Genomic DNA, 19,564 nt, shown 5'->3' on the forward strand with positions numbered 1-19,564 from the left:
ATCCTCCTTGCGTGCGCCGCCAGCGAGGGCCCCGCGGGAGCCACCGCCCGCACGCTCCGGAGAGCGCGCGGGCCTCGACGTCGGACACCATTTCGTGCGGAGCAGGAGCCCCCGCAGTCGGGCCAGGTTAGCGCCCCTTCGATGGCCAACTGCACTCGTTTCTTCAAATGAGAAAGAGGTGCCACGTCATCGCGGCACCTCTCCCGACGCGTGCTCACATGCACGCGTCCGTCCTCGCTCGATGGAATTCGATCAGGGCGTCGCCGGCGCCTCGGGCGCGGTCGGCGCAGGTGCGTCCGCGGGCGCCGTCGTGGGCATCCGCGCATGCGCGGGCAGCTCGCCGGTGAGCGAATTCAGGAACGCGACGATCACGCGCACCTGCTCCGCCTCGAGCTCGCGGCCCAGCTGGTAGCGACCCATCACGCGCACCGTGTCGTCGAGCGTCTGCTGCGAGCCGTCGTGGAGATACGGCGCGGTCAGCGCGACGTTGCGCAGCGTCGGCACCTTGAACATGTGCCGATCCGCTTCCGCGTGCGTGACGTTGAAGCGGCCCATGTCCGCCTCGGTGATCGGCGTGCCGCGATCCTCGAAGTACGTGCGGCGCACCAGGCCCATCCGCTGGTACATCGTGCCGCCGACGTTCACGCCGCGATGGCAGCTCGTGCACCCGACCTGCTGGAACGTCTCGTAGCCGTGGCGCTCGTCGTCGGTGATCGCGCTCTGCTCGCCGCGCAGGAAGCGATCGAAGCGCGAGGGCGTGACGAGCGAGCGCTCGTACTCCGCGATCGCGTCGGTGATGTTCGCCTGCGTGACCGCGGCCGCGCCCTCGCCACCGTAGATCGCGGCGAGCTCCCCGGTGACCTCGGCGTCCGCAGCGAGACGCTGCGTGACCTGCTCCCAGGTCGCGCCCATCTCGATCGGGTTCGCGACCGGGCCCGCGGCCTGCGCCTGGAGATCCGCGGCGCGACCATCCCAGAACTGCACGAAGTTGAAGCCCGCGTTGAGCACGGTCGGCGAGTTGATCGGGCCGATCTGCCCGCGGATCCCGGTCGAGGTGCGGCGCGGCTCGGCACCGCCGTTGTCGAGCGAGTGGCAGGTCGCGCACGAGAGCGTCTCGTCACCCGACAAGCGCGTGTCGTGGAAGAGCCGCCGACCCAGCGCGACCTTGCGCGCGTCGGTCTGCACCTCGGGCAGCGGCTCGATCACCGAGGGCGCTGGCGACGGCGTGGTCGGTGCGCTCGCCGCGGGCGGGGTCTCGGGCGTCGCGCTCGTTGGCGACGACGCGCTCTCGCCGGACCCGCAGGCCGCGATCGAGAGCGCGCTCGTGATGAGAAGGAAGCGACGGACGTTCGTCATCGTGATCAGCTCCTCGCGACGTAGCTCGAGCAGTAGCCCTGGGGGTTCACGTTGCCGAGGTTCAGCGCGCATCCACCGCACTGACCGGCCTGCGCGGGCGCAGTGTAGAAGTTGCAGGTCTCGCAGCGCTGCGTCGGGTTCGGCGAGCGATCGACGTAGCTCAGCGCCTGGCGCTGCTGGCGCTGCGCATCGGTGAGGCCGGGCGGGTTGGTGCAGTCGAGCTCCGCACCGCCGCACCCGATGCCCGCGCTCGCGCCGATCACCACCAGGCCCAGCACCGCACCGCGCTCGAGCATGGCGCGACGCGTCAGCTTCTTGGTCTCCATGTTCCTCGTTCCCTCCGTTGGCGTCGCTTGGGGCCGTTCGCGCCTGCCGGCGAGCCCACCGAGCACCACGCGTGCCGGCGCACGATGCGCGTTTTGTGCCCTGGATCTGCGTGATTTCGCAAGATCCGCGCAGCCGCCGCGCACCGAATGCGCGGTGGGCACCGACCGATCGGTGCACCGCGCGTCGCGTCAGCGAACGTAAGCGGGGTCGAGCAGCGCCGAGAGATCGGGGCGCGCTGCCGCGACGCTCGCGCCGATCGCGACGACGTGCATCGGATCGAGATCGAAGCGCGCGCGCTTGCCGAAGTAGTTGCGCACGTCGTCGCGCAGCCCGGGGAGCAGCGTGCTGCCGCCCGCGAGGAACACCGCGTCCACCTCGCGCGCGCGGATGCTCGCGTCGCAGAGCACCTGATCGCAGATCAGGAACGTGCGGCGGATGAGATCCTCCGCCCGATCGCGCAGCACGCGCCGATCGATGCCGAGCGTCGTGAGCTGGGTCGGCGCCGCGGGATCGACCACCGCGAGATCGATCGTCGTGTGCTCCTCGACCGCGAGGCGCAGCTTCGCGCGCTCGGCCTCGATCAAGAGGCGCTGCCACACCTCGTCGTCGGTCGAGAGATCCCAGCCGCTCTCGCGCAGCACGCGATCCGCGACCAGCTCCGCGAGCGCGAGGTCGACGTCGTCGCCCCCGAGGTACGCGTCACCGCCGTGCGCGATCACGCGGAAGGGGTACTTCGAGCAGTCGACGATCGCGACGTCGAACGTGCCGCCGCCGAGATCGTAGACCACCGCGTACTTCAGGCTGCTGCGCGCGAGGTACGCGATCGCCGTCGCGACCGGCTCTTCGACGACCCGCGCCTCGGCGAAGCCCGCCGCGCGCACCGCCTCGACGGTCGCAGTGCGCTCCGGCTCCGCGAACGCCGCGGGGACCGAGACGACCGCGGAGAGCCGCGAGGGATCCATCTGCCCGGCGCGCGCGAGCTCGCGCAGCACGTGGGTCGCGACGTCGACCGGGGTGACGATGCCGGCGCGCGTCTCGAACGCGGTGCCGCCGTTCGACGTGCGCACCACCGGCACCGCGCTGCGCTCGAGGTAGCGCTGCACCGAGTACGACGAGTACGAGCGCCCGATCACGCGCTTCGCGCTCACGATCGTGTTCGCGGGATCGTTGCCGCGACGCTCGCGCGCCGCCTGTCCGACGAGCACGCCGCCGGCGGGCGGGAACGCGACGATCGACGGGAGCAACGAGGGGCCTTTGGCCGAGTCACCGCGCAGCGGGACGATCGAGGCAGTCGCAGCGGCGACGGTGTGCGTGGTCCCGAGATCGATCCCCAGCGTTCGCATCGGCGCGCGTGCGCATTAGCACAGGACGCGCTCTCGAGCCGCGAGAAAGTAGGAGCGTGCGGCGACGGACGCGTGCGAAGAGAAGGTGTGTCGGATAGAGTCGCCGCGCCTCGCGGGACCTAAGAAAAACGAGGCAGATCTCATCGCGCGCGTGACCTGCGCGGCAGGCGCTCGCGACAAAGAAGGCGCGAAGGGGACATCCCAATGATGAAGGGCGCGGTACCGAGCATCCTCGGCGCGATCGGACACACGCCGATCGTGAAGCTTGAGCGCGTCGCGAACGACGTCGCGGCGAACGTGTACGTGAAGTGCGAGTTCATGAACCCGGCCGGCTCGATGAAGGACCGGATGGTCATGAACATGATCGAGAGCGCGGAGAAGCGCGGCGAGCTCAAGCCGGGCGGGACGATCATCGAGGCGACGAGCGGGAACACCGGCGCCGCCATCGCGATGATCGCCGCGGTGAAGGGCTACAAGTGCATCTTCGTGATGCCCGACAAGATGTCGCAGGAGAAGATCCTCTCGCTGCGCGCTTGGGGCGCGAAGGTCGTGGTCTGTCCGACCGCGGTCGAGCCGGAAGATCCGCGCTCGTACTACTCGGTCGCGAAGCGGCTCGCGCAGGAGACGCCGAACAGCTTCTACGCGAACCAGTACCACAACCAAGACAACCCCGGCGGCCACTACCGCTCGACCGGCCCGGAGATCTGGGAGCAGACCGGCGGTGAGGTCGACGTGCTCGTCGCGGGCCTCGGCACCGGCGGGACGATCACGGGCACCGGCAAGTTCCTCAAGGAGAAGAAGCCGAGCACGCAGATCGTCGGCGTCGATCCGGTGGGCTCGCTCTACTACGACTACGTGAAGAGCGGGCGCGTGACCCAGCCCTTCACCTACAAGGTCGAGGGCATCGGCGAGGACTTCTTCCCGAGCACGATCGATCTCTCGATCCTCGACGAGATCATCCGCGTCGACGACAAGGAGTGCTTCCTCATGACGCGCGATCTCGTGCGCCTCGAGGGCCTCTACGTCGGCGGCAGCTGCGGCGCGGCGGTCGCGGGCGCGCTGAAGTACGCGCGGCAGACCCAGAAGAAGGAGAACATCCTCGTCATCCTCCCCGACGCGGCGTCGAAGTATCTCTCGAAGATCTTCAACGACGACTGGATGCGCGAGAACGGCTTCCTCGGCGAGAGCAAGCTCGGCGTCGTCGGCGATCTCCTCAAGCACAAGAGCAACGAGATCATCACCGCGTCGCCGCACGACCGGGTGCGCGACGTGATCGGGCGCATGAAGGCGCACGGCATCTCGCAGCTCCCGGTGACCGACGGTGGCCGGCTGATGGGCGCGGTCGCCGAGGTCGATCTGCTCCGCTACCTGGTGAGCGGTGAGCACTCGCTCGACAGCGCGGTCGGGCCGCTGGTCGAGAGCGACTACGCGACGGTCTCGCCGCGCACCAGCATCGAGAACCTGCAGGGCCTGCTCAACGACGCGCGCATGGCGGTCGTGACCGACGACGACAAGATCGTCGGCGTGGTCACGAAGATCGATCTGATCGACTACCTCGCGCGCAAGGCGGCGTGATCAGAAGCTCGCATCGAGATCCGCGTCGAACGTCGCGGGATCGGTGAGCAGCGAGAGAACGACCCAGCCGGGCGGCAGATCGTAGAGAGCGCCGGGGCACACACGTGCTCCGGCGTTCTCGTTCCGGGCACGCGCGCAGGCGCGCCAACCCGCGTCGACCCACGGGACCTCGGCGCGCGCGCGCAGCACGTCGAGGTTGCGGCGGATGCGCGCGCGGATCGCGTCGCGGGCGACCGCCGCGGACGAGAGCAGCGCGGGCGTGGCGGCGAGCAGCGCGGACGAGAGCGCACCGCGCGCGATCGCGAGCTCGTCGAGCTTCGCGAGCGTGTCCTCGGCGTCGTGCAGCGGACCGCCGACGCCGATCCACGCGAGCCCGAGCGCGGGCGCGATCTCGAACGACGAGATGGCGAGCGCGAGCGTCTCGAGCGGTCGCGCGAGCACGCTGGGCACCCGATCGAGCGAGGCATCGAGCGGATAACGCGCGAAGGACTCGTCGACGATCAGCGGCACGCCGAGCGCGCCCAGCGCGTCGTGGGTCTCCTCGGTGAGCACGACGCCGGTCGGCTCGTGGGGCGCGCTCAGCACGATCGCGCGGGTGCGCTCCGAGATCGCGTCGTAGATCGCGGCGACGTCGAGCTCGAAGCGCTCGTCGGTTCGCGCGAGCGGGACCTGCGCGACGTGCACGCCCGCGAGGCGCGCGATCGACGTGACGCGTGGAGGTCCGGGCGTGAGCGTGACGATCTCGTCGTGGGGCTCGCAGAGCGCTGCGATCGCGCGCGCCAGCGCGTCGTCACGACCACACGCGAGCGCGATGCGCGAGGGCTCGATCGACACGCCGAGGTCCGCCCAGTCCCGTGCGATCGCGGCGCGGGCAGGCGCGTCGTCGGCGCTGCCCAGCGTGGAGAACGCGCGCAGCATCGCGGCATCGTCGCGCAGCGTCGCGAGCTCGGAGTCGTCGTCGTGTTCGCGCACCGGGTCGTCAAGCTAGCATTCGGCGCGCGATGTCCGAGGAGCGGACCGAAGAAGCGACACCGAAGGCGCTGCGCGACGCGCGGCGCCGCGGTGACGTGTGGCGCAGCCGCGAGCTCGGCGTGGCGATCGGGCTGCTCACCGGTGCGGCCGTGCTCGGCGCGACGGGCGGCGCGATCCTCGATGCGCTCGTCGCGAGCTTCACCCTCGCGCTCGATGCGGCGGCGGGACGCATCGACGCGGCGCCCGGCGCGATCCTCGAGGCCGCGATCGCGACCGCGGCAGGCGCGATCGCACCGCTGCTCGTCGCGATCGTCGTCGCGGGCACGCTCGCGTCGCTGGTGCAGATCGGACCGCTCTTCGCGCCCGACGTGGTGAGCTGGAAGCTCGAGCGCCTCGATCCGATCGCGGGCGCACGAAAGCTCCTCCGCGCGCGCACCGCCGTCGAGCTCGTGAAGCTCGTCGCGCTGCTCGCGCTCCTGACCTACGTCGTGCTCGCGACGCTGCGCGACGGATGGCGCGGCCTCGCGGCCCTCGTCGCCCGCGATGCCCACGCGGCGCTGCACGCGGGCGGCACCCTCGTCGAGACGATCCTGCTGCGCGCGGGCCTCGCCGTGCTCGCGATCGCGGTGCTCGACGTGGCCTACCAGCGCTGGCGCTGGCTCCGCGATCACCGGATGACGAAGCGCGAGGTCGAGCGCGAGCACCGCGAGTCCGAGGGCGATCCCCATCTCCAGCGCGAGCGCGAGCGGGTGCGTCGCGAGCTCGCGATGCGCTCCGATTCCGAAGCGGTCGCGAGCGCGACCGTGCTCGTCGCCGGCGCCGGCATCGCGGTCGCGCTCTCGTTCGATCGCGAGCGCGACGACGCGGTCCCGGAGATCGTCGCGCGAGGCCGCGGTGAGCTCGCTGCGCGTCTGCTGCAGATCGCCCACGCGAGCGACGTCCCGGTGCGCACCGAGCCCGGGCTCGCGGGCGCGCTCGTCGCGGTCCCGCTCGGTGAGCCGATCCCGCACGCCCACTACGAAGCGGTCGCGCAGCTGCTCCACGCCGTGTGGTCGACGCCGGCCTTGCCGCGCCCCGACCCGCGTCGCACATCCGCCCCGTGACGACCGACCTGTTCGAGCCCGCGACGCGCTACGTCGACGTCGCGCTGCCGCTGCCGGTCCGTCGCGCCTTCACCTACGCGCTGCCCCGCGAGCTCGCGTCGCGCGTCGCGCTCGGCTCGCGCGTCGCCGTGCCGTTCTCGAGCCGCAAGCTCCCCGGCATCGTCACCCGCGTCGACACCACGCCGGCCGAGGGGGTCTCGCCGCGCCCGATCGCCGGTGTGCTCGAGGAGGAGCCGCTCTTCGATCCCGAGCTGCTCGCGCTGCTCGTCGAGGCCGCCGACTACTACCTCCACCCGATCGGCGAGGTGCTGCGCGCCGCGGCGCCCGCGTTGCGCGCCGAGGCGGTGCGGGCGCTGCGCGCGAGCGGCTTCCTCGACTCCGCCACCGAGCTCCCCGGCGCGCGCGTCGCGACGCGCAGCGTGCTGGTCGTGCGCCTCGTGCCCGACGCGCCGCGCCCGGCACGGCTCGGTCCACGACAGCGACAGCTCCTCGCGCTGCTCGAGTCACGCGGCGAGGTCACGCTCGAAGAGCTCGCCGATCACCTCAAGGAGCCGCGCGCCATCGTGCGCTCGCTCGAGCAGAAGAGCCTCGTCCACACCGAGTCGCGCGAGATCGCGTCCGACCCGTTCTTCCGCGATCCCGTCGCGAGCGATGCGCCGCCCGAGCCCACGCCCGGTCAGCGGCGCGCGGTCGACGAGATCGTCCACGCGCTGCGCAGCGGCGGCGCCGCGACGTTCCTGCTCCACGGCATCACGGGCTCGGGCAAGACCGAGGTCTATCTGCGCGCGATCGCGGAGGCGCGGGCCCAGCGCAAGGGCGCGCTCCTCCTCGTCCCCGAGATCGCGCTCACGCCGCAGCTCGTCGGGCGCTTCCGTGCCCGCTTCGGCGACGCGATCGCGGTGCTCCACAGCGCGCTCACCGAGAAGGAGCGTGCCCTCGCGTGGCGCGCGCTGCGCAGCGGCGCGGTGACGCTCGCGATCGGCGCGCGCTCCGCGATCTTCGCCCCGGTGCGCGACCTCGGGATCATCGTCGTCGACGAGGAGCACGACCCCTCGTACAAGCAGGAAGAGGGCTTCCGCTACCAGGCGCGCGACCTCGCGATCCTCCGCGCGCATCGCGCCGGCGCGGTGTGCGTGCTCGGCAGCGCGACGCCCTCGCTCGAGAGCTGGAGCCTCGCGCGCGAGGGCCGCCATCGCCTCCTCACGCTCGACGCACGTCCCGGTGCGCGCGCGCTGCCGCCGGTCGAGATCGTCGATCTCGCGCGACACGCCAAGGGCCCTTCGGGCGATCGCCGCATCAGCGCCCCGCTGCACCGCGCGATCGAGCAGACGCTCGCGGCCGGCGATCAGGCGGTGGTCTTCCTCAACCGCCGCGGCTTCTCACCGAGCCTGCGCTGCGAGGCGTGCGGCGAGGTCGAGACCTGCCCGGCGTGCAGCGTGCCGCTCACCGAGCACCGCCGCGCCGGGCTCGTGCGCTGCCACTACTGCGACTACGCCGCGCCGATCGGCACCACCTGCCGCGCCTGCGGCCAGCCCGGGCTCGAGCCGCTCGGCCTCGGCACCGAGAAGCTCGAGGAGGTGCTCGCGCACGTGTTCGCGCCGGCGCGCGTCGCGCGCCTCGATCGCGACACCGCGACCGGCGCGAGCATCGAGGACGTGCTCGATCGCGTCCGGCGTCGCGAGATCGATCTCCTGGTCGGCACCCAGATGGTCACCAAGGGACACGACCTGCCGGGCGTCACGCTCGTCGGTGTGATCCTCGCGGACCAGTCGCTCGCGTTCCCCGACTTCCGCGCGGCCGAGCGCACGTTCCAGCTGCTCACCCAGGTCGCGGGGCGCGCCGGGCGCGGAGAGCGGCCGGGACGGGTGATCGTCCAGACCTACCAGCCGCATCACCCCGCGATCCGCGCCGCGGCCAAGCACGACTTCCTCGGCTTCGCGGAGAACGAGCTCGAGGATCGACGCGAGCTCGCCTACTCGCCCTTCGGTCGCCTGGTCGCGGTGCGCGTCGATCACGGCGATCCCGATCGCGCGCGCGCCGCTGCCGAGCTGCTGGTCGAGCACGCGCGCGCCCACGAGCTCAGCAAGAGCGGGCGCGTCGAGGTGCTGGGCCCCGCGCCCGCGCCGATCGAGCGGCTGCGCGGACGCTGGCGGTTCCGCGTGATGCTGCGCGCGAAGGAGCGCCCCCCGCTGCGCCGCGTCGCCCAGAGCGTGATCGCGCGCATCGACGAGGGCCTGCTCGGCGCGCGCGCGTCGGTGGACGTCGACCCGGTCTCGATGCTCTGAGCGTCACCCTCGCGCGACGCGGGCTCGCCAGCGCGTCGGGGTCGTCCGCTCCCAGCCGCGGAACGCGCGCACGAACGAGTTGGGCTCCTCGAAGCCGAGGAGGAACGCGATGTCGATCGGATCGAGATCGGTGTTCGCGAGCAGCCGGCGCGCCGAGGCTCGACGGACCGCGTCGAGCTCCTCCTGGTAGCTCGTGCGCTCCTCGCCGAGGCGGCGCTGCAGCGTTCGCGCGCTGACGTGCAGCCGGCGCGCGACCTGGTCCACGCTGGGCCTCGCGCCGCTGCTCATCCTGCGCGCGATCACGATCCGCACCTCGTCGCGCAGCGACCGCGTCCGCGATCGTCCGACGAGCTCCGCCTCGAGCCCGGGCACGACGCGCGAGAACGCCTCGGCGTCGGCGGTGACGAAGCGCACCGCGAGGGCGCTCTCGGCGAACGTGATCCGATCGACGGGCGCGCCGAACGAGACGGGGCATCCGAGGCGCGCCCGCAGCATCTCGGCGTCGCCTTCGGTGCGCGCCAGCTCGATGCGCAGCGGGCCCACCGCGCCGGCGGTGCCCCGGCGCGCGAGCGAGGTGAACGAGGCGAACGTGCTGTCGACGAGCAGCCGCGGCACCTCCCTCGTGGCGAGCACCCAGTGGAACCGCACGTGGGCCTCGCCGCGCGCGACCTCGAGCTCGACCACCTCGGGGCAGGTGAGGCGCTTGTAGCGCGCGAGCGTGTGCAGCGCGCCCGCGAGATCGGGCGCGTGCAGCGCCGCCGCGGACGCGACGCTGTAGCCGCGCTCCGACGCCTCGGCGCCCACCACCAGCCCGAGATCGCTCCGCGGCGACACCTCCTCGATCGCGCGCCAGAACGCGAAGAACTGCTCGGTCGAGAGCGAGGTCGTCGCGGCGAGCCCGGCGCGCGCGAGCACCCGATCGGTCGGCGCGCCGAGCGTCTCGAGCCGCTCGAGCAGGCGCGGCGAGATCGGGACGATGTCGCGTGCGGTGGTCACAGCGTAGGCGTCGATCCGCCGTCGATGCGGACGATGCTCCCGGTCATGAAGTCGCTGAGCGGGCTCGCGACGTAGCAGACGTACGCCGCGATGTCCTCGGGTCGGCCGAGGCGGCGCACCGTCTGTCGCGCGACGTTCGTGAGGAGGTGCTCGCGCGCCCGGGCGAGGTCGTCGCCCCAGCCCTCGCGCGCCGCGATGTCGCGGAGGAACTGCGTGACCTGATCGGTCTCGATCAGCCCGGGCATCACGCCGTTCACGGTGACGCCGGTGAACGCGAGCTCCTTCGACAGCGAGAGCGTCATGTTGTTGAGCGCCGCCTTCGCGGCGCCGTACGCGGGCATGTTGGCGTAGGGCGAGATCGCGTTGCGAGACGAGATCTGGATGACGCGCCCCCAGCCGCGCGCCCTCATCGCAGGCACGAGGGCGCGGACGAGGCGCACCGCGGCGAGCGTGTTCGCGTCGTACGCCTCGGACCACTCGGCGAGCGTGGTGTCGAGCCACGAGCCCTTGCTCGTGTCCGAGCCGCCGACGTTGTTCACCAGGACGTCGACGCGCTCGACCGCCGCGCGCACCCGATCGAGCACCGCCTTCGCGCCCGCGTCGTCACGCAGATCGCCGAGCGCGACGTGGGCGGTCCCACCCGCCCTCCGGATCCGCTCGACGACCGCCGCGGCGCGCTCCTCCGAGCGCCCGTGCACGACGACCGTCGCGCCCTCGCGCGCGAGCCCTTCCGCGATCGCCGCGCCGATCCCGGCGGTGCTGCCGGTGACGAGCGCGACGCGGCCCTCGAGCTGGAGATCCACGCTCACGCCCCTCCGCGCGTCACCGCGCGTCCGAGCTCGGTCGTCGCGAAGGGCGCCATGCCGTCGAAGTCGGTGCTCGACGCGAGCTCCCTCCATCGTGCGTCCTCGGCGGCGCGCTTCTCCGCGACCCACTCGGCCAGGTAGACCGCGTCGGTGCCGAGCAGCAGGCGGAGCGGCGGCTCGGCGACCGACGCGATGCGCAGGATCGCCTGCGCGGCCTTCGCGGGATCGCCGCGCATCATGTCGCGCGACTCGCGCGTGTGGTGGTTGTGCACGCCGACGGTCGCGCGATAGGGCTCGCTCGGCTCCTGCACCTGCATCGACGAGCCGGCCCAGTCGGTCCGCATCCCGCCGGGCTCGACCAGCGTCGTGCGGATGCCGAGCGGCGCGACCTCGCGCGCCAGCACCTCGGTCAGCCCCTCGACCGCCCACTTCGCCGACTGGTACGCGCCGAGCCCCGGAGCCCCGAACCTCCCGCCGATCGACGAGATCTGGATCACGTGGCCCGAGCCCTGTCGCCGCATGAGCGGGAGCACCGCGCGCGTGACGTGGAACACGCCGAAGAAGTTCGTCTCGATCTGCGCGCGGAAGTCGTCCTCCTCGACGTCCTCGATCGCCGCCGAGTTGGCGTACCCCGCGTTGTTCACCAGCACGTCGATGCGGCCGAAGCGCTCGACCGCGGCGCCCGCCACCCGGCGCGCGTCGTCGGCCCGGGTCACGTCGAGCGCGACCGCGAGCACGCGGTCCGGATCCTTCGCGACGAGGACGTCGAGCGTGCGCGGATCACGCGCCGTGGCGACGAGCCGATCGCCCGCTGCGAGCACGGCCTCCGCGATCGCCCGCCCCAGGCCGCGCGAGCACCCGGTGACCAACCAGACCTTGCCGTTCGTCTCCATGTTCACCTCGCGGAGAGCATGGGGACCGCGCGCCCGGCACCACCAATCCGATCGCGCCAACCTCGCGCCGCGAGCGTGAGCGTGAGCGTGAGCGTGAGCGTGAGCGTGAGCGTGTCGCGTGAGCGTGAGCGTGAGCGTGAGCGTGAGGGTGAGCGTGAGCGTGGGCGGAGCGGGAGCGTCTCGCGGGAGCGTGTCGCGTCAGCGTGGCGTGGGCGGAGCCACAGCGGCTGACCGCCATGCTCGGCGGAGACGCGAAGCGCCGGGCGCGACTGCGGCGCCCGACGCTTCATCGTTCATCGCGCTCCGCGGCAGACGCGGACCAGCACGCCCGCGACGTGATCGAGCTCTGCGCGCAGCCGCGCATCGGCGTCGCGCACGTAGCCGAGGTCCTCTGCGCAATCGAGGCACCCGAGCACCTCGCTCGCGCTCCCGGCTGCGTTCCAGTAGCGCGCGTTGCGATTGCGACCTTGCGACTGCGAGCCCTCGCGGATGTTGAGCACGATCGACGTCGCCGCGCGCCGCATCTGTCGTGCGAGATCGCTGTCGTGCTTCTCGATCGCGATCGCGACGACGCCGACGCGACGAAGTGCCTGACGTGCGATGGGATAAATAGCGAGCATCTGACCTCCTCGCCCTCTCTCGGGCCCACCCCGCCCGCCACGGCGCGCAGGACGTGTCCGGGACGCGGAGCGAGGACGAGCGCAGCTCGCCCGCAGCGCAGCGCCGCGCGGAGCCGCGCGGAGCCACGCGCAGCGAAGCGAGCATGGCGAGCACGGCGAGCACGGCGGTCGCGAAGCGACCGTCGTGGACGCGTCCGAGCACCGCGGCACGCTGAGGATCCCGAGAGACGCCCTCCCCTCGCGCTCGAGACGGCAGATCGCCTCCCGCCACCGAACCGCCGTCGAGCGTCCTCACGCTCACGCTCACGCGACACCCTCACGCTCACGCTCACGCGACACGCTCCCGCTCACGCTCCCGCTCACGCTCACGCTCACGCTCACGCTCACGCTCACGCTCACGCTCACCCTCCCGCTCACCCTCACGCTCCCGCTCACCCTCACGCGACACGCTCACGCTCACGCTCACGCTCACGCTCACCCTCACGCGACACGCTCACGCTCACGCTCACCTCTGATAGATTCCCCGCCGCGCGCGAGCGGGTCGGGGCCCCGCGCTCGCGCTGCACCTCCACAGCGGGGCCCACGGGGGCAGACACATCGTGATCACCACACTCTCGCGCGACGAGCTCATCGCGCAGGGCGCCGGCTTGCGCTCGGCGTATCTCGTCCAGCAGGCCGGCTACACGCTCGGCGTCGCCGCGCTCGACGAGGCGGGCATCGAGGCGATCGTCGGCGACCGCAGCTTGCTCGAGGACGTCGCCACCGCGAAGACGCAGGTCGAGACCGCGCGCGCCGACCGCGCGCTGATCGCCGAAGAGGCCAAGGCCCACACCGTCGGGCAGAACGAGCAGGTGCGCGAGGCGAAGATCTGGCGTCGCAAGATCGCGGCGCGCGCGTCGCGGGTGCGGCGCCAGGGCAAGATCGCGGTGCCCGAGTCGCTCACGCGCATCGGCCGCACCACCTCGGTCGCGGCGCTGCTCGCGCAGCTCGCGACGATGATCGCGCACGTCGAAGAGCATCAGGCCGATCTCGGCGGCGCGACCGTGCGCCCGCTGCTCGAGGAGGGCCGCCGCGTCCACGCCGCCCTCGCCGATGCCGATCAGGCGCAGGAGACGTCGCGCTCCGCCGCCCTCCCGGTGAAGGTCGCCGACTTCTACGCGGCCAAGGGTCTGCTCTACGTGGGCCTCAAGATCATCCACGACGCAGGCCGCGAGCTCCACGCCGACGACGTCCTCCGCGCCGCGCAGTACAACCTGAACATCCTCCACCGGAACCGCGCTCGCGCGAAGCCCGAGCCCGCCGCCGAGAACACCTGAGGTTCCACGAGGTCGTGGGCAGGCACGCAGCGACGGCGTCAGCCCGCTGCGTGCCTGCATCAGGAGCTCCGGCGCCTGCATCAGCGGCTCCGACGCCTGCATCACCTGCTCGTGAGCGTGCATCAGCAGCTCCGACGCCTGCATCACCTGCTCGCGCGCCCGCATCAGCAGCTCCGACGCCTGCATCACGAGCTCGCGCGCCCGCATCAGCAGCTCCGACGCCTGCATCACGAGCTCGCGCGCCTGCATCACGAGCTCACGCGCCTGCATCACGAGCTCACGCGCCTGCATCACGAGCTCACGGCGGTGCATCGAGCGCTCGGGAGCGCGACTCAGCCGCGCTCACCCGCGGCCGCGAGCCCGTTCAGCGTCTCGAGGTCTTCGGCTCCGAGGACGAGCGACGCGCTCGCCAGGTTCTCTCGGAGATGCGCGATCGACGACGTCCCGGGGATGAGCAGCACGTTGGGCGAGCGACGCAGGAGCCACGCGAGCGCCACCTGCATCGGCGTCGCCCCGAGCCGCGCGGCCACCGCGTCGAGCACGCTCGACTGCAGCGGCGTGAACCCCCCGAGCGGGAAGAACGGCACGTACGCGATGCCGAGCGCGGCGAGCTCGTCGATGAGGGCGTCGTCTCGGCGGTGCCTCAGGTTGTAGTGGTTCTGCACGCACACGATCTCGGTCAGCCGGCGCGCCTCCGCGATCTGCGCGGCGGTGACGTTGCTGAGGCCGATGTGGCGGATCGACCCGCGCTGCCGGAGCTCGGCGAGGGCCGTGAGCGGCGCCTCGATCGAGCCCTCCGCCGGGCCCTCGGCGCTGAACATCGCGCGCAGGTTCACGACGTCGAGCACGTCCAGCCCGAGGTTCCGCAGGTTGTCGTGGACGGCGCGCTCGATGTCGGCGGCCGAGGAGGCGGGCTCCCACGATCCGTTCGGGCCTCGCACGGCGCCGACCTTCGTCGCGATGACGAGCCCGTCGCGGTACGGATGCAGCGCCTCGCGGATGATCTGGTTCGTGACGTGGGGACCGTACACGTCGCTGGTGTCGAGATGGTCGACGCCCCGCGCGACGGCCTCGCGGAGCACCGCGACGGCGGCCTTGCGATCCGCGGGCGGGCCGAAGACGCCGGGGCCGGCGAGCTGCATGGCGCCGTAGCCGAGGCGACGAACGGTGAGGGTGCCGAGGGGATGACGATCCGAGACGGTGATTTCGGGCATGGCTTCCTTCCTTCGCCACGCATTCTGGGGAGGCGCCGCCGCCCGAGAATCCGGCGCAATCTGCACGGGCTGTGCGAGATTCCGGACAGCGATGGACGACCTCGCAGACCTCACCGCGTTCCTGACGGTCGCTCGCGAGGGCGGCTTCCGCAGCGCCGCCCGCGTCGCGGGCACGAGCGCGTCGCGCCTCGGCGACGCGGTGCGCCGACTGGAGGCTCGGCTCGGAGTCCGGCTGCTCCACCGCACCACCCGCAGCGTCACCCCGACCGACGCGGGAGCGCGCCTGCTCGAGCGGATCACCCCGGCGCTCGGCGAAGTGCGCGCCGCGCTCGACGTGGTCAACGACTTCCGTGATCGGCCCGCAGGTCGTCTGAGGCTCAACGTGCCGACCGCCGCGGCACGTCTCGTCCTTCCTCACGTCGTGCCCGGCTTCCTCGCGAAGTACCCCGACATCCGTCTCGAGGTGATCGCGGACGAGCGCCTCGTCGACATGGTCGCCGAGGGCTACGACGCCGGCATCCGGTACGAGGCGTGGCTCGAGAAGGACATGGTGGCGGTGCCCATCGGCCCGCGCGTCCAGCGCTACGCCGCGGCCGCGTCCCCCGCGTACCTCGCTCGACGTGGTCGCCCGACCCATCCGCGCGAGCTGCTCGAGCACGACTGCCTGCGGTGGCGCTTCGGCAGCGGCGCGCCGCACCCGTGGGCGCTCGAGCGGGACGGGGAGACGATCGAGGTCGAGCCGAAGGGCCCGCTGATCGCCGGCTTCGGTGGCGCCACCGATCTCGCGGTGGAGGCGGCGGTGGCGGGCACCGGGATCATCTATTTGTTCGAGGACTGGCTCCGGCCGTACCTCGATCGCCGGGAGCTGGTGCCCGTGCTGCAGCCGTGGTGGCGGAGCGTCTCCGGGCCCTTCCTCTACTATCCCGGCCGCCGGCACCTGCCGACGCCGCTGCGTGCCTTCGTGGACTTCGTGAAGTCGATGAAGTGGACGCCGCCGAAGGCACGTCGACGCGCTGCTCGGTGAGTGACGCTGCACGCCCCGAGCGCGGCTCCCCTCGCGGACCGCGCCCGGCCCGGACTTTCTCGCCCTCCCCCGGCCCCTAGCTACGAGCCGACGGGGAGGTTTCATCCATGCGTCGTGTGCAAGGTGCTCGTCGAACGCTCGCGCAGCTCGCGATCTGCGCGGCGCTGCTCGGCTGTGATCCCGATGGCGATCCCACGCCCTCCGCGGGCGGCGGTGTCGACTCCGATCCCGTGTTCGCCAACGCGACGCGCCTGGTCGAGGAAGGACGCGAGACGTTCCGCTTCGACACGTTCGGTGACGAGGCGTTCTGGGGCGATCAGCTCCAGCTCCACCGCGCGATCGCGGGCGCCGCGAACGGCGGCGTCGGCCCGGGGCTCTCCCCGACCGCCGCGCTCGGGCTCGGCCTGAAGGTCGACGCCGCGGCGATCCCCGCCGAGGTCGCCGCGAGCATCCAGCGCGGTGAGGTCGATCTCGACGATCCCGCGACCACGCTCGCGCTGCTGCGCCTCGACGCGGTCGTCGGCGTGACCGGCTTCTTCGCGGACGACGGCTCGCTGCGCTCGGTCGGCATCCAGTGCGCGCTCTGCCACTCGACCGTCGACGACTCGTTCGCGCCCGGCATCGGCGCGCGCCGCGACGGCTGGCCCAACCGCGATCTCAACGTGGGCGCCATCGCCGCGCTCTCGCCGAACCTCACGCCGTTCACCGAGCTGCTGCAGGTCGACGAAGCGACGGTGCGCACCGTGCTCATGAGCTGGGGCCCGGGGAAGTTCGACGCCGAGCTCATCCTCGACGGGCGCGCGTTCCGGCCCGATGGCCGCAGCGGCGCGACGCTCATGCCCGCCGCGTTCGGGCTCACCGGCGTGAACCTCCACACGTACACGGGGTGGGGCTCGGTGCCCTACTGGAACGCGTTCGTCGCGGTGCTGGAGATGGGCGGCATCGGCAACTTCTACGACCCGCGCCTCGACGACGCGACGCGGTTCCCGGTCGCGGCGCGCGCCCGGCTCGGCCACCGCGTGGTGCCGCTGAGCGAGGATCGCGTCACGCCGCAGCTCGCCGGGCTGCACGCGTACCAGCTCTCGCTCCCGGTGCCGACGCCGCCCGCGGGCAGCTTCGACGCGGCCGCCGCCGAGCGCGGGCGCGCGGTGTTCGAGGGGGTGGCGCGCTGCGCGACCTGCCACGTCCCGCCGCTCTTCACCGAGCCGGGCTGGAACATGCACACGCCGGCGGAGATCGGGATCGACGACTTCCAGGCGAGCCGCTCGCCCGACGGCCACTACCGCACGACCCCGCTCGGCGGGCTCTTCACCCGCACGCGCGGCGGCTTCTACCACGACGGGCGGTTCGCCACGCTCGAGGACGTGGTCGCGCACTACGAGAGCGTCTTCTCGCTGGGCCTCGACGAGACCGAGCGCGACGATCTGATCGAGTACCTGAAGAGCCTGTGACCGGTCGCATCCGCCGGTGATAGATTCACCGGCGGATGCCCTCGCGCATCGATCTCGTCGATCCCGGCCCCGATGGCGAGGCGCTCGCGGCAGGCCTGCGCGCCGCGGGCTTCGACGTGGCGCTGCGCGCGATGCCCGAGGTGCCGCGCACCCAGGCCGACGTGCTGGTGCTCGCGGGGGACGCGCCGAGCGCGCTCGAGACCCTGCGTGCGCTGCGCGACGACGGCGCCTCGCCGGACACGCCGGTCGTGCTGCTCGGCACGCCGCTGGGCACGGCCCATCGCGGCGAGGGCGGCGCAGGGTTCGGCGCCCAGGCGGTGCTGCTGCGTCCGATCGCGCTCGGCGCGCTGGTCGACACCCTGGGGCGCGTGCTCGCAGCGCCCGAGGAGCCCGGCAGCGACACCTCGCAGCATCGGATCCGCGGCGAGCGCACGCTCGAGCTCGAGGCCCGGACCGGCGAGAGCGTGCTGCGCGGGGTCTACGCGGCGCGCGTCGACGAAGACGAGGTCGCGCGCGACGACGACGAGCTCCCGGCGCTCGCCAGCGTCGCTCCGATGATCCCGATGACGCCGTGGAAGCACGAGCGCACTCCTTCGACCGCGGCAGGGTCGACCGCCGCGGGGTCGACCGCGGGGGGCTCGACCTCGGGCGGCGAGCCCGGCTCGTCGGCAGGTGTGATCCGCGGCCCGACCGCGGCGATCTCCGAGCGGCTGCGGCTCTTGCTCGAGGCCGCGGATCGCCGGGTGTTCCCCGGCCGTCCGCCGGTCGATCTCTCGCTGCCGGGCGGCGACGAGCCGGCGATCGAGCTGGTGCCCGCGCACCTGCTCGAGACCGACGACTTCGCGGTCGAGCCGGTCGCGGCGCCGCAGTCCGACGACGATCCGATCGACGCGTTCACGTTCGTCGGCGGCCCGGTGCTGCCGAGCGGCTCGTCGGCGCACGTCGCGGAGCTGCCTCCGCCGCCGCGCACCCCGGGCGCGAGCGAGCCTCCTGCCCCGCCCGAGGGCGACGAGGCGCCCCCGCCGAAGACCGCGCCCGGCACCCCGACGAGCCTCTCGAAGCGCCCGCCGCCGCGCCGCGAGCCGACGGTGCCGCCCCGCTCGTCGCCGCCCTCGGAAGCGCCCGGCACCGGCGTGCACGCCGCGCGACGCACCAGCGCTGCGCCCGCGGTGCAGGAGCGCGAGTGGCCCAGCGAGGACTCGGTGCTCGGCCGCGCGACGCCCGAGGGTGGTCGTCGGGGCTCGCTCGGCGATGGAGGCGCGCTGCGGCTGCTGCTGCGCGTGGCGGAGCTGCGCCTCGATGCGCACGCGGTGATCACTCCGTCGAGCGGAGAGGGGCTCTCGATGACGCTCGTCGCCGGCGAAGTGGCGCGCACGGACACGCCGGTCGCGCGGGCGACCGCGGCGATCCTGCGGCGTCGTGGCGCGAGCGTGGGGCTCGCCGACGACGAGGCGAGCGCGATCCGTGTGCTCGACGACGCCCAGGAGCGGGGCGCGATCACCCGCTTCGAGCGGACGCGCGCGCAACGCGAGGCCCAGCTGGAGCGGCTCCGCGCGATCGTCGCGCTGGAGCGTGGCTCGTTCGTGCTGACGCGCCTCGAGCCGAACGAGCTGCCCCCGCCCGCGCCTTCTCCGTTCGGTGCGCCGCTGCGCATCGCGCTGCTCGACGCGGCGCGCCGGGGGATCGACGCGTCGAGGGCGCGCGCGGTGCTCGGCGGGCTCGTCACCCTGCGCCGCGGCCCGCGCTTCGACGCGCTGGCGATCGAGGGGCTGATCGCGCCCGAGCTCGCCGAGCTGCTGGTGCAGCACGAAGGCGCGTCACCCGAGCGCCTCGTCGCGGCCGCGCCCGACGAGCCGGGGCTCCACGGGGCGCTCTGCGCGTTCGTCGCGGCGGGCGCGCTCGTGACCCAGCCCGCGCTCGAGCTCGACCCGGCGCGCGACGAGCACCGCCGGCTCGCGCGGCGCCTGGTCGAAGAGGCAGCCCGCACCGCCGAGGACGCCGACTACTTCACGATCCTCGGGGTCGCCCACGACGCGACCGCGCGCGATCTCGACCGCGCCCACACCGCGCGCCGCGACCAGCTCCTCGCGCTGGCGCTCGAGGATCTCGACCTCTCGGCGCTCGAGCCGTTCCGCCGGGCGGCGCTCGAGAGCCTCGAGGAGGCGTACCGCGTGCTCTCCGATGCCCGCTGGCGCGAGGCCTATGCCCGCGCCCTGTCGCACACCGACCGTCTTGCGACCACGGTGGGTGAGCACTAAACCCTTCCGTCCCTCTGGCCAAGAA

At 72.8% G+C, this 19,564-nt stretch carries 16 protein-coding genes; 7 read left to right on the plus strand and 9 right to left on the minus strand.

Annotation, left to right across the window (positions count from 1 at the left end):
- Positions 1–252: 252 nt before the first annotated feature.
- From I5071_RS23700 to I5071_RS23710, 3 genes are all read right to left on the minus strand, one after another.
- A complete protein-coding gene (locus tag I5071_RS23700; protein WP_236514917.1) occupies positions 253–1,356 on the minus strand; it encodes a cytochrome-c peroxidase in 1,104 nt (367 codons plus the stop codon).
- Positions 1,357–1,361: 5 nt separating this feature from the next.
- The gene (locus I5071_RS23705) at positions 1,362–1,682 is read right to left on the minus strand and encodes a high-potential iron-sulfur protein (RefSeq protein ID WP_236514919.1); all 321 of its coding nucleotides are present in this window, start codon (positions 1,680–1,682) and stop codon (positions 1,362–1,364) included.
- A gap of 189 nt (positions 1,683–1,871) precedes the next feature.
- Entirely contained in the window at positions 1,872–3,026 is a 1,155-nt protein-coding gene (locus tag I5071_RS23710) for an Hsp70 family protein (RefSeq protein ID WP_236514920.1), read from the minus strand.
- A gap of 204 nt (positions 3,027–3,230) precedes the next feature.
- Here I5071_RS23710 and I5071_RS23715 point away from each other — a divergent pair, with 204 nt between their 5' ends.
- Positions 3,231–4,601: a cystathionine beta-synthase gene (locus I5071_RS23715; protein WP_236514922.1), complete on the plus strand. Its 1,371-nt coding sequence runs from the start codon at positions 3,231–3,233 to the stop codon at positions 4,599–4,601.
- Here I5071_RS23715 and I5071_RS23720 read toward each other — a convergent pair whose 3' ends face one another.
- Positions 4,602–5,573 carry an aminotransferase class I/II-fold pyridoxal phosphate-dependent enzyme gene (locus I5071_RS23720; protein WP_236514926.1) on the minus strand — a complete coding sequence of 324 codons (972 nt, stop codon included), beginning with the start codon at positions 5,571–5,573 and terminating at the stop codon, positions 4,602–4,604.
- Between the two features lie 29 nt (positions 5,574–5,602).
- Here I5071_RS23720 and I5071_RS23725 point away from each other — a divergent pair, with 29 nt between their 5' ends.
- Both I5071_RS23725 and priA read left to right on the plus strand, forming a co-directional pair.
- A complete protein-coding gene (locus tag I5071_RS23725; RefSeq protein ID WP_236514928.1) occupies positions 5,603–6,676 on the plus strand; it encodes an EscU/YscU/HrcU family type III secretion system export apparatus switch protein in 1,074 nt (357 codons plus the stop codon).
- Positions 6,673–8,961: a replication restart helicase PriA gene (priA, locus tag I5071_RS23730; protein ID WP_236514930.1), complete on the plus strand. Its 2,289-nt coding sequence runs from the start codon at positions 6,673–6,675 to the stop codon at positions 8,959–8,961. Before I5071_RS23725 ends, priA begins: the two co-directional genes overlap by 4 nt.
- 3 nt (positions 8,962–8,964) lie before the next feature.
- Here the strand turns inward: priA and I5071_RS23735 are convergent, their stop codons facing one another.
- The 4 genes from I5071_RS23735 to I5071_RS23750 all read right to left on the minus strand — a co-directional run bounded on the left by I5071_RS23735 (position 8,965) and on the right by I5071_RS23750 (position 12,276).
- Complete coding sequence (locus I5071_RS23735; RefSeq protein ID WP_236514932.1) at positions 8,965–9,957, minus strand: AraC family transcriptional regulator; 993 nt, start codon at positions 9,955–9,957, stop codon at positions 8,965–8,967.
- Positions 9,954–10,766, minus strand: a complete 813-nt coding sequence (locus I5071_RS23740; RefSeq protein WP_236514934.1) for an SDR family NAD(P)-dependent oxidoreductase — start codon at positions 10,764–10,766, stop codon at positions 9,954–9,956. The genes I5071_RS23735 and I5071_RS23740 overlap by 4 nt, the downstream gene beginning before the upstream one ends.
- Positions 10,763–11,656, minus strand: a complete 894-nt coding sequence (locus I5071_RS23745; protein ID WP_236514936.1) for an oxidoreductase — start codon at positions 11,654–11,656, stop codon at positions 10,763–10,765. Before I5071_RS23745 ends, I5071_RS23740 begins: the two co-directional genes overlap by 4 nt.
- Before the next feature lie 293 nt (positions 11,657–11,949).
- Positions 11,950–12,276, minus strand: a complete 327-nt coding sequence (locus I5071_RS23750; RefSeq protein ID WP_236514938.1) for a four helix bundle protein — start codon at positions 12,274–12,276, stop codon at positions 11,950–11,952.
- 599 nt (positions 12,277–12,875) lie between these two features.
- On the opposite strand from I5071_RS23750, the gene I5071_RS23755 reads away from it, so the two are divergent.
- Positions 12,876–13,592 carry a hypothetical protein gene (locus I5071_RS23755; RefSeq protein ID WP_236514947.1) on the plus strand — a complete coding sequence of 239 codons (717 nt, stop codon included), beginning with the start codon at positions 12,876–12,878 and terminating at the stop codon, positions 13,590–13,592.
- A gap of 332 nt (positions 13,593–13,924) precedes the next feature.
- Here the strand turns inward: I5071_RS23755 and I5071_RS23760 are convergent, their stop codons facing one another.
- Positions 13,925–14,806, minus strand: coding sequence for an aldo/keto reductase family oxidoreductase (locus I5071_RS23760; RefSeq protein WP_236514949.1), 882 nt, complete (start codon positions 14,804–14,806; stop codon positions 13,925–13,927).
- 91 nt (positions 14,807–14,897) lie between these two features.
- On the opposite strand from I5071_RS23760, the gene I5071_RS23765 reads away from it, so the two are divergent.
- The 3 genes from I5071_RS23765 (at position 14,898) to I5071_RS23775 (ending at position 19,539) form a co-directional block, all read left to right on the plus strand.
- On the plus strand, positions 14,898–15,830 hold the full coding sequence (locus I5071_RS23765) for a LysR family transcriptional regulator (protein WP_236514951.1): 933 nt from the start codon (positions 14,898–14,900) through the stop codon (positions 15,828–15,830).
- Positions 15,831–15,937: 107 nt separating this feature from the next.
- Positions 15,938–17,281, plus strand: a complete 1,344-nt coding sequence (locus tag I5071_RS23770) for a hypothetical protein (protein ID WP_236514953.1) — start codon at positions 15,938–15,940, stop codon at positions 17,279–17,281.
- A gap of 35 nt (positions 17,282–17,316) precedes the next feature.
- Complete coding sequence (locus I5071_RS23775; protein WP_236514955.1) at positions 17,317–19,539, plus strand: hypothetical protein; 2,223 nt, start codon at positions 17,317–17,319, stop codon at positions 19,537–19,539.
- The last annotated feature ends 25 nt before the right edge of the window (positions 19,540–19,564 follow it).

The organism is Sandaracinus amylolyticus, assembly GCF_021631985.1.
GTDB lineage: Bacteria > Myxococcota_A > Polyangia > Polyangiales > Sandaracinaceae > Sandaracinus > Sandaracinus amylolyticus_A.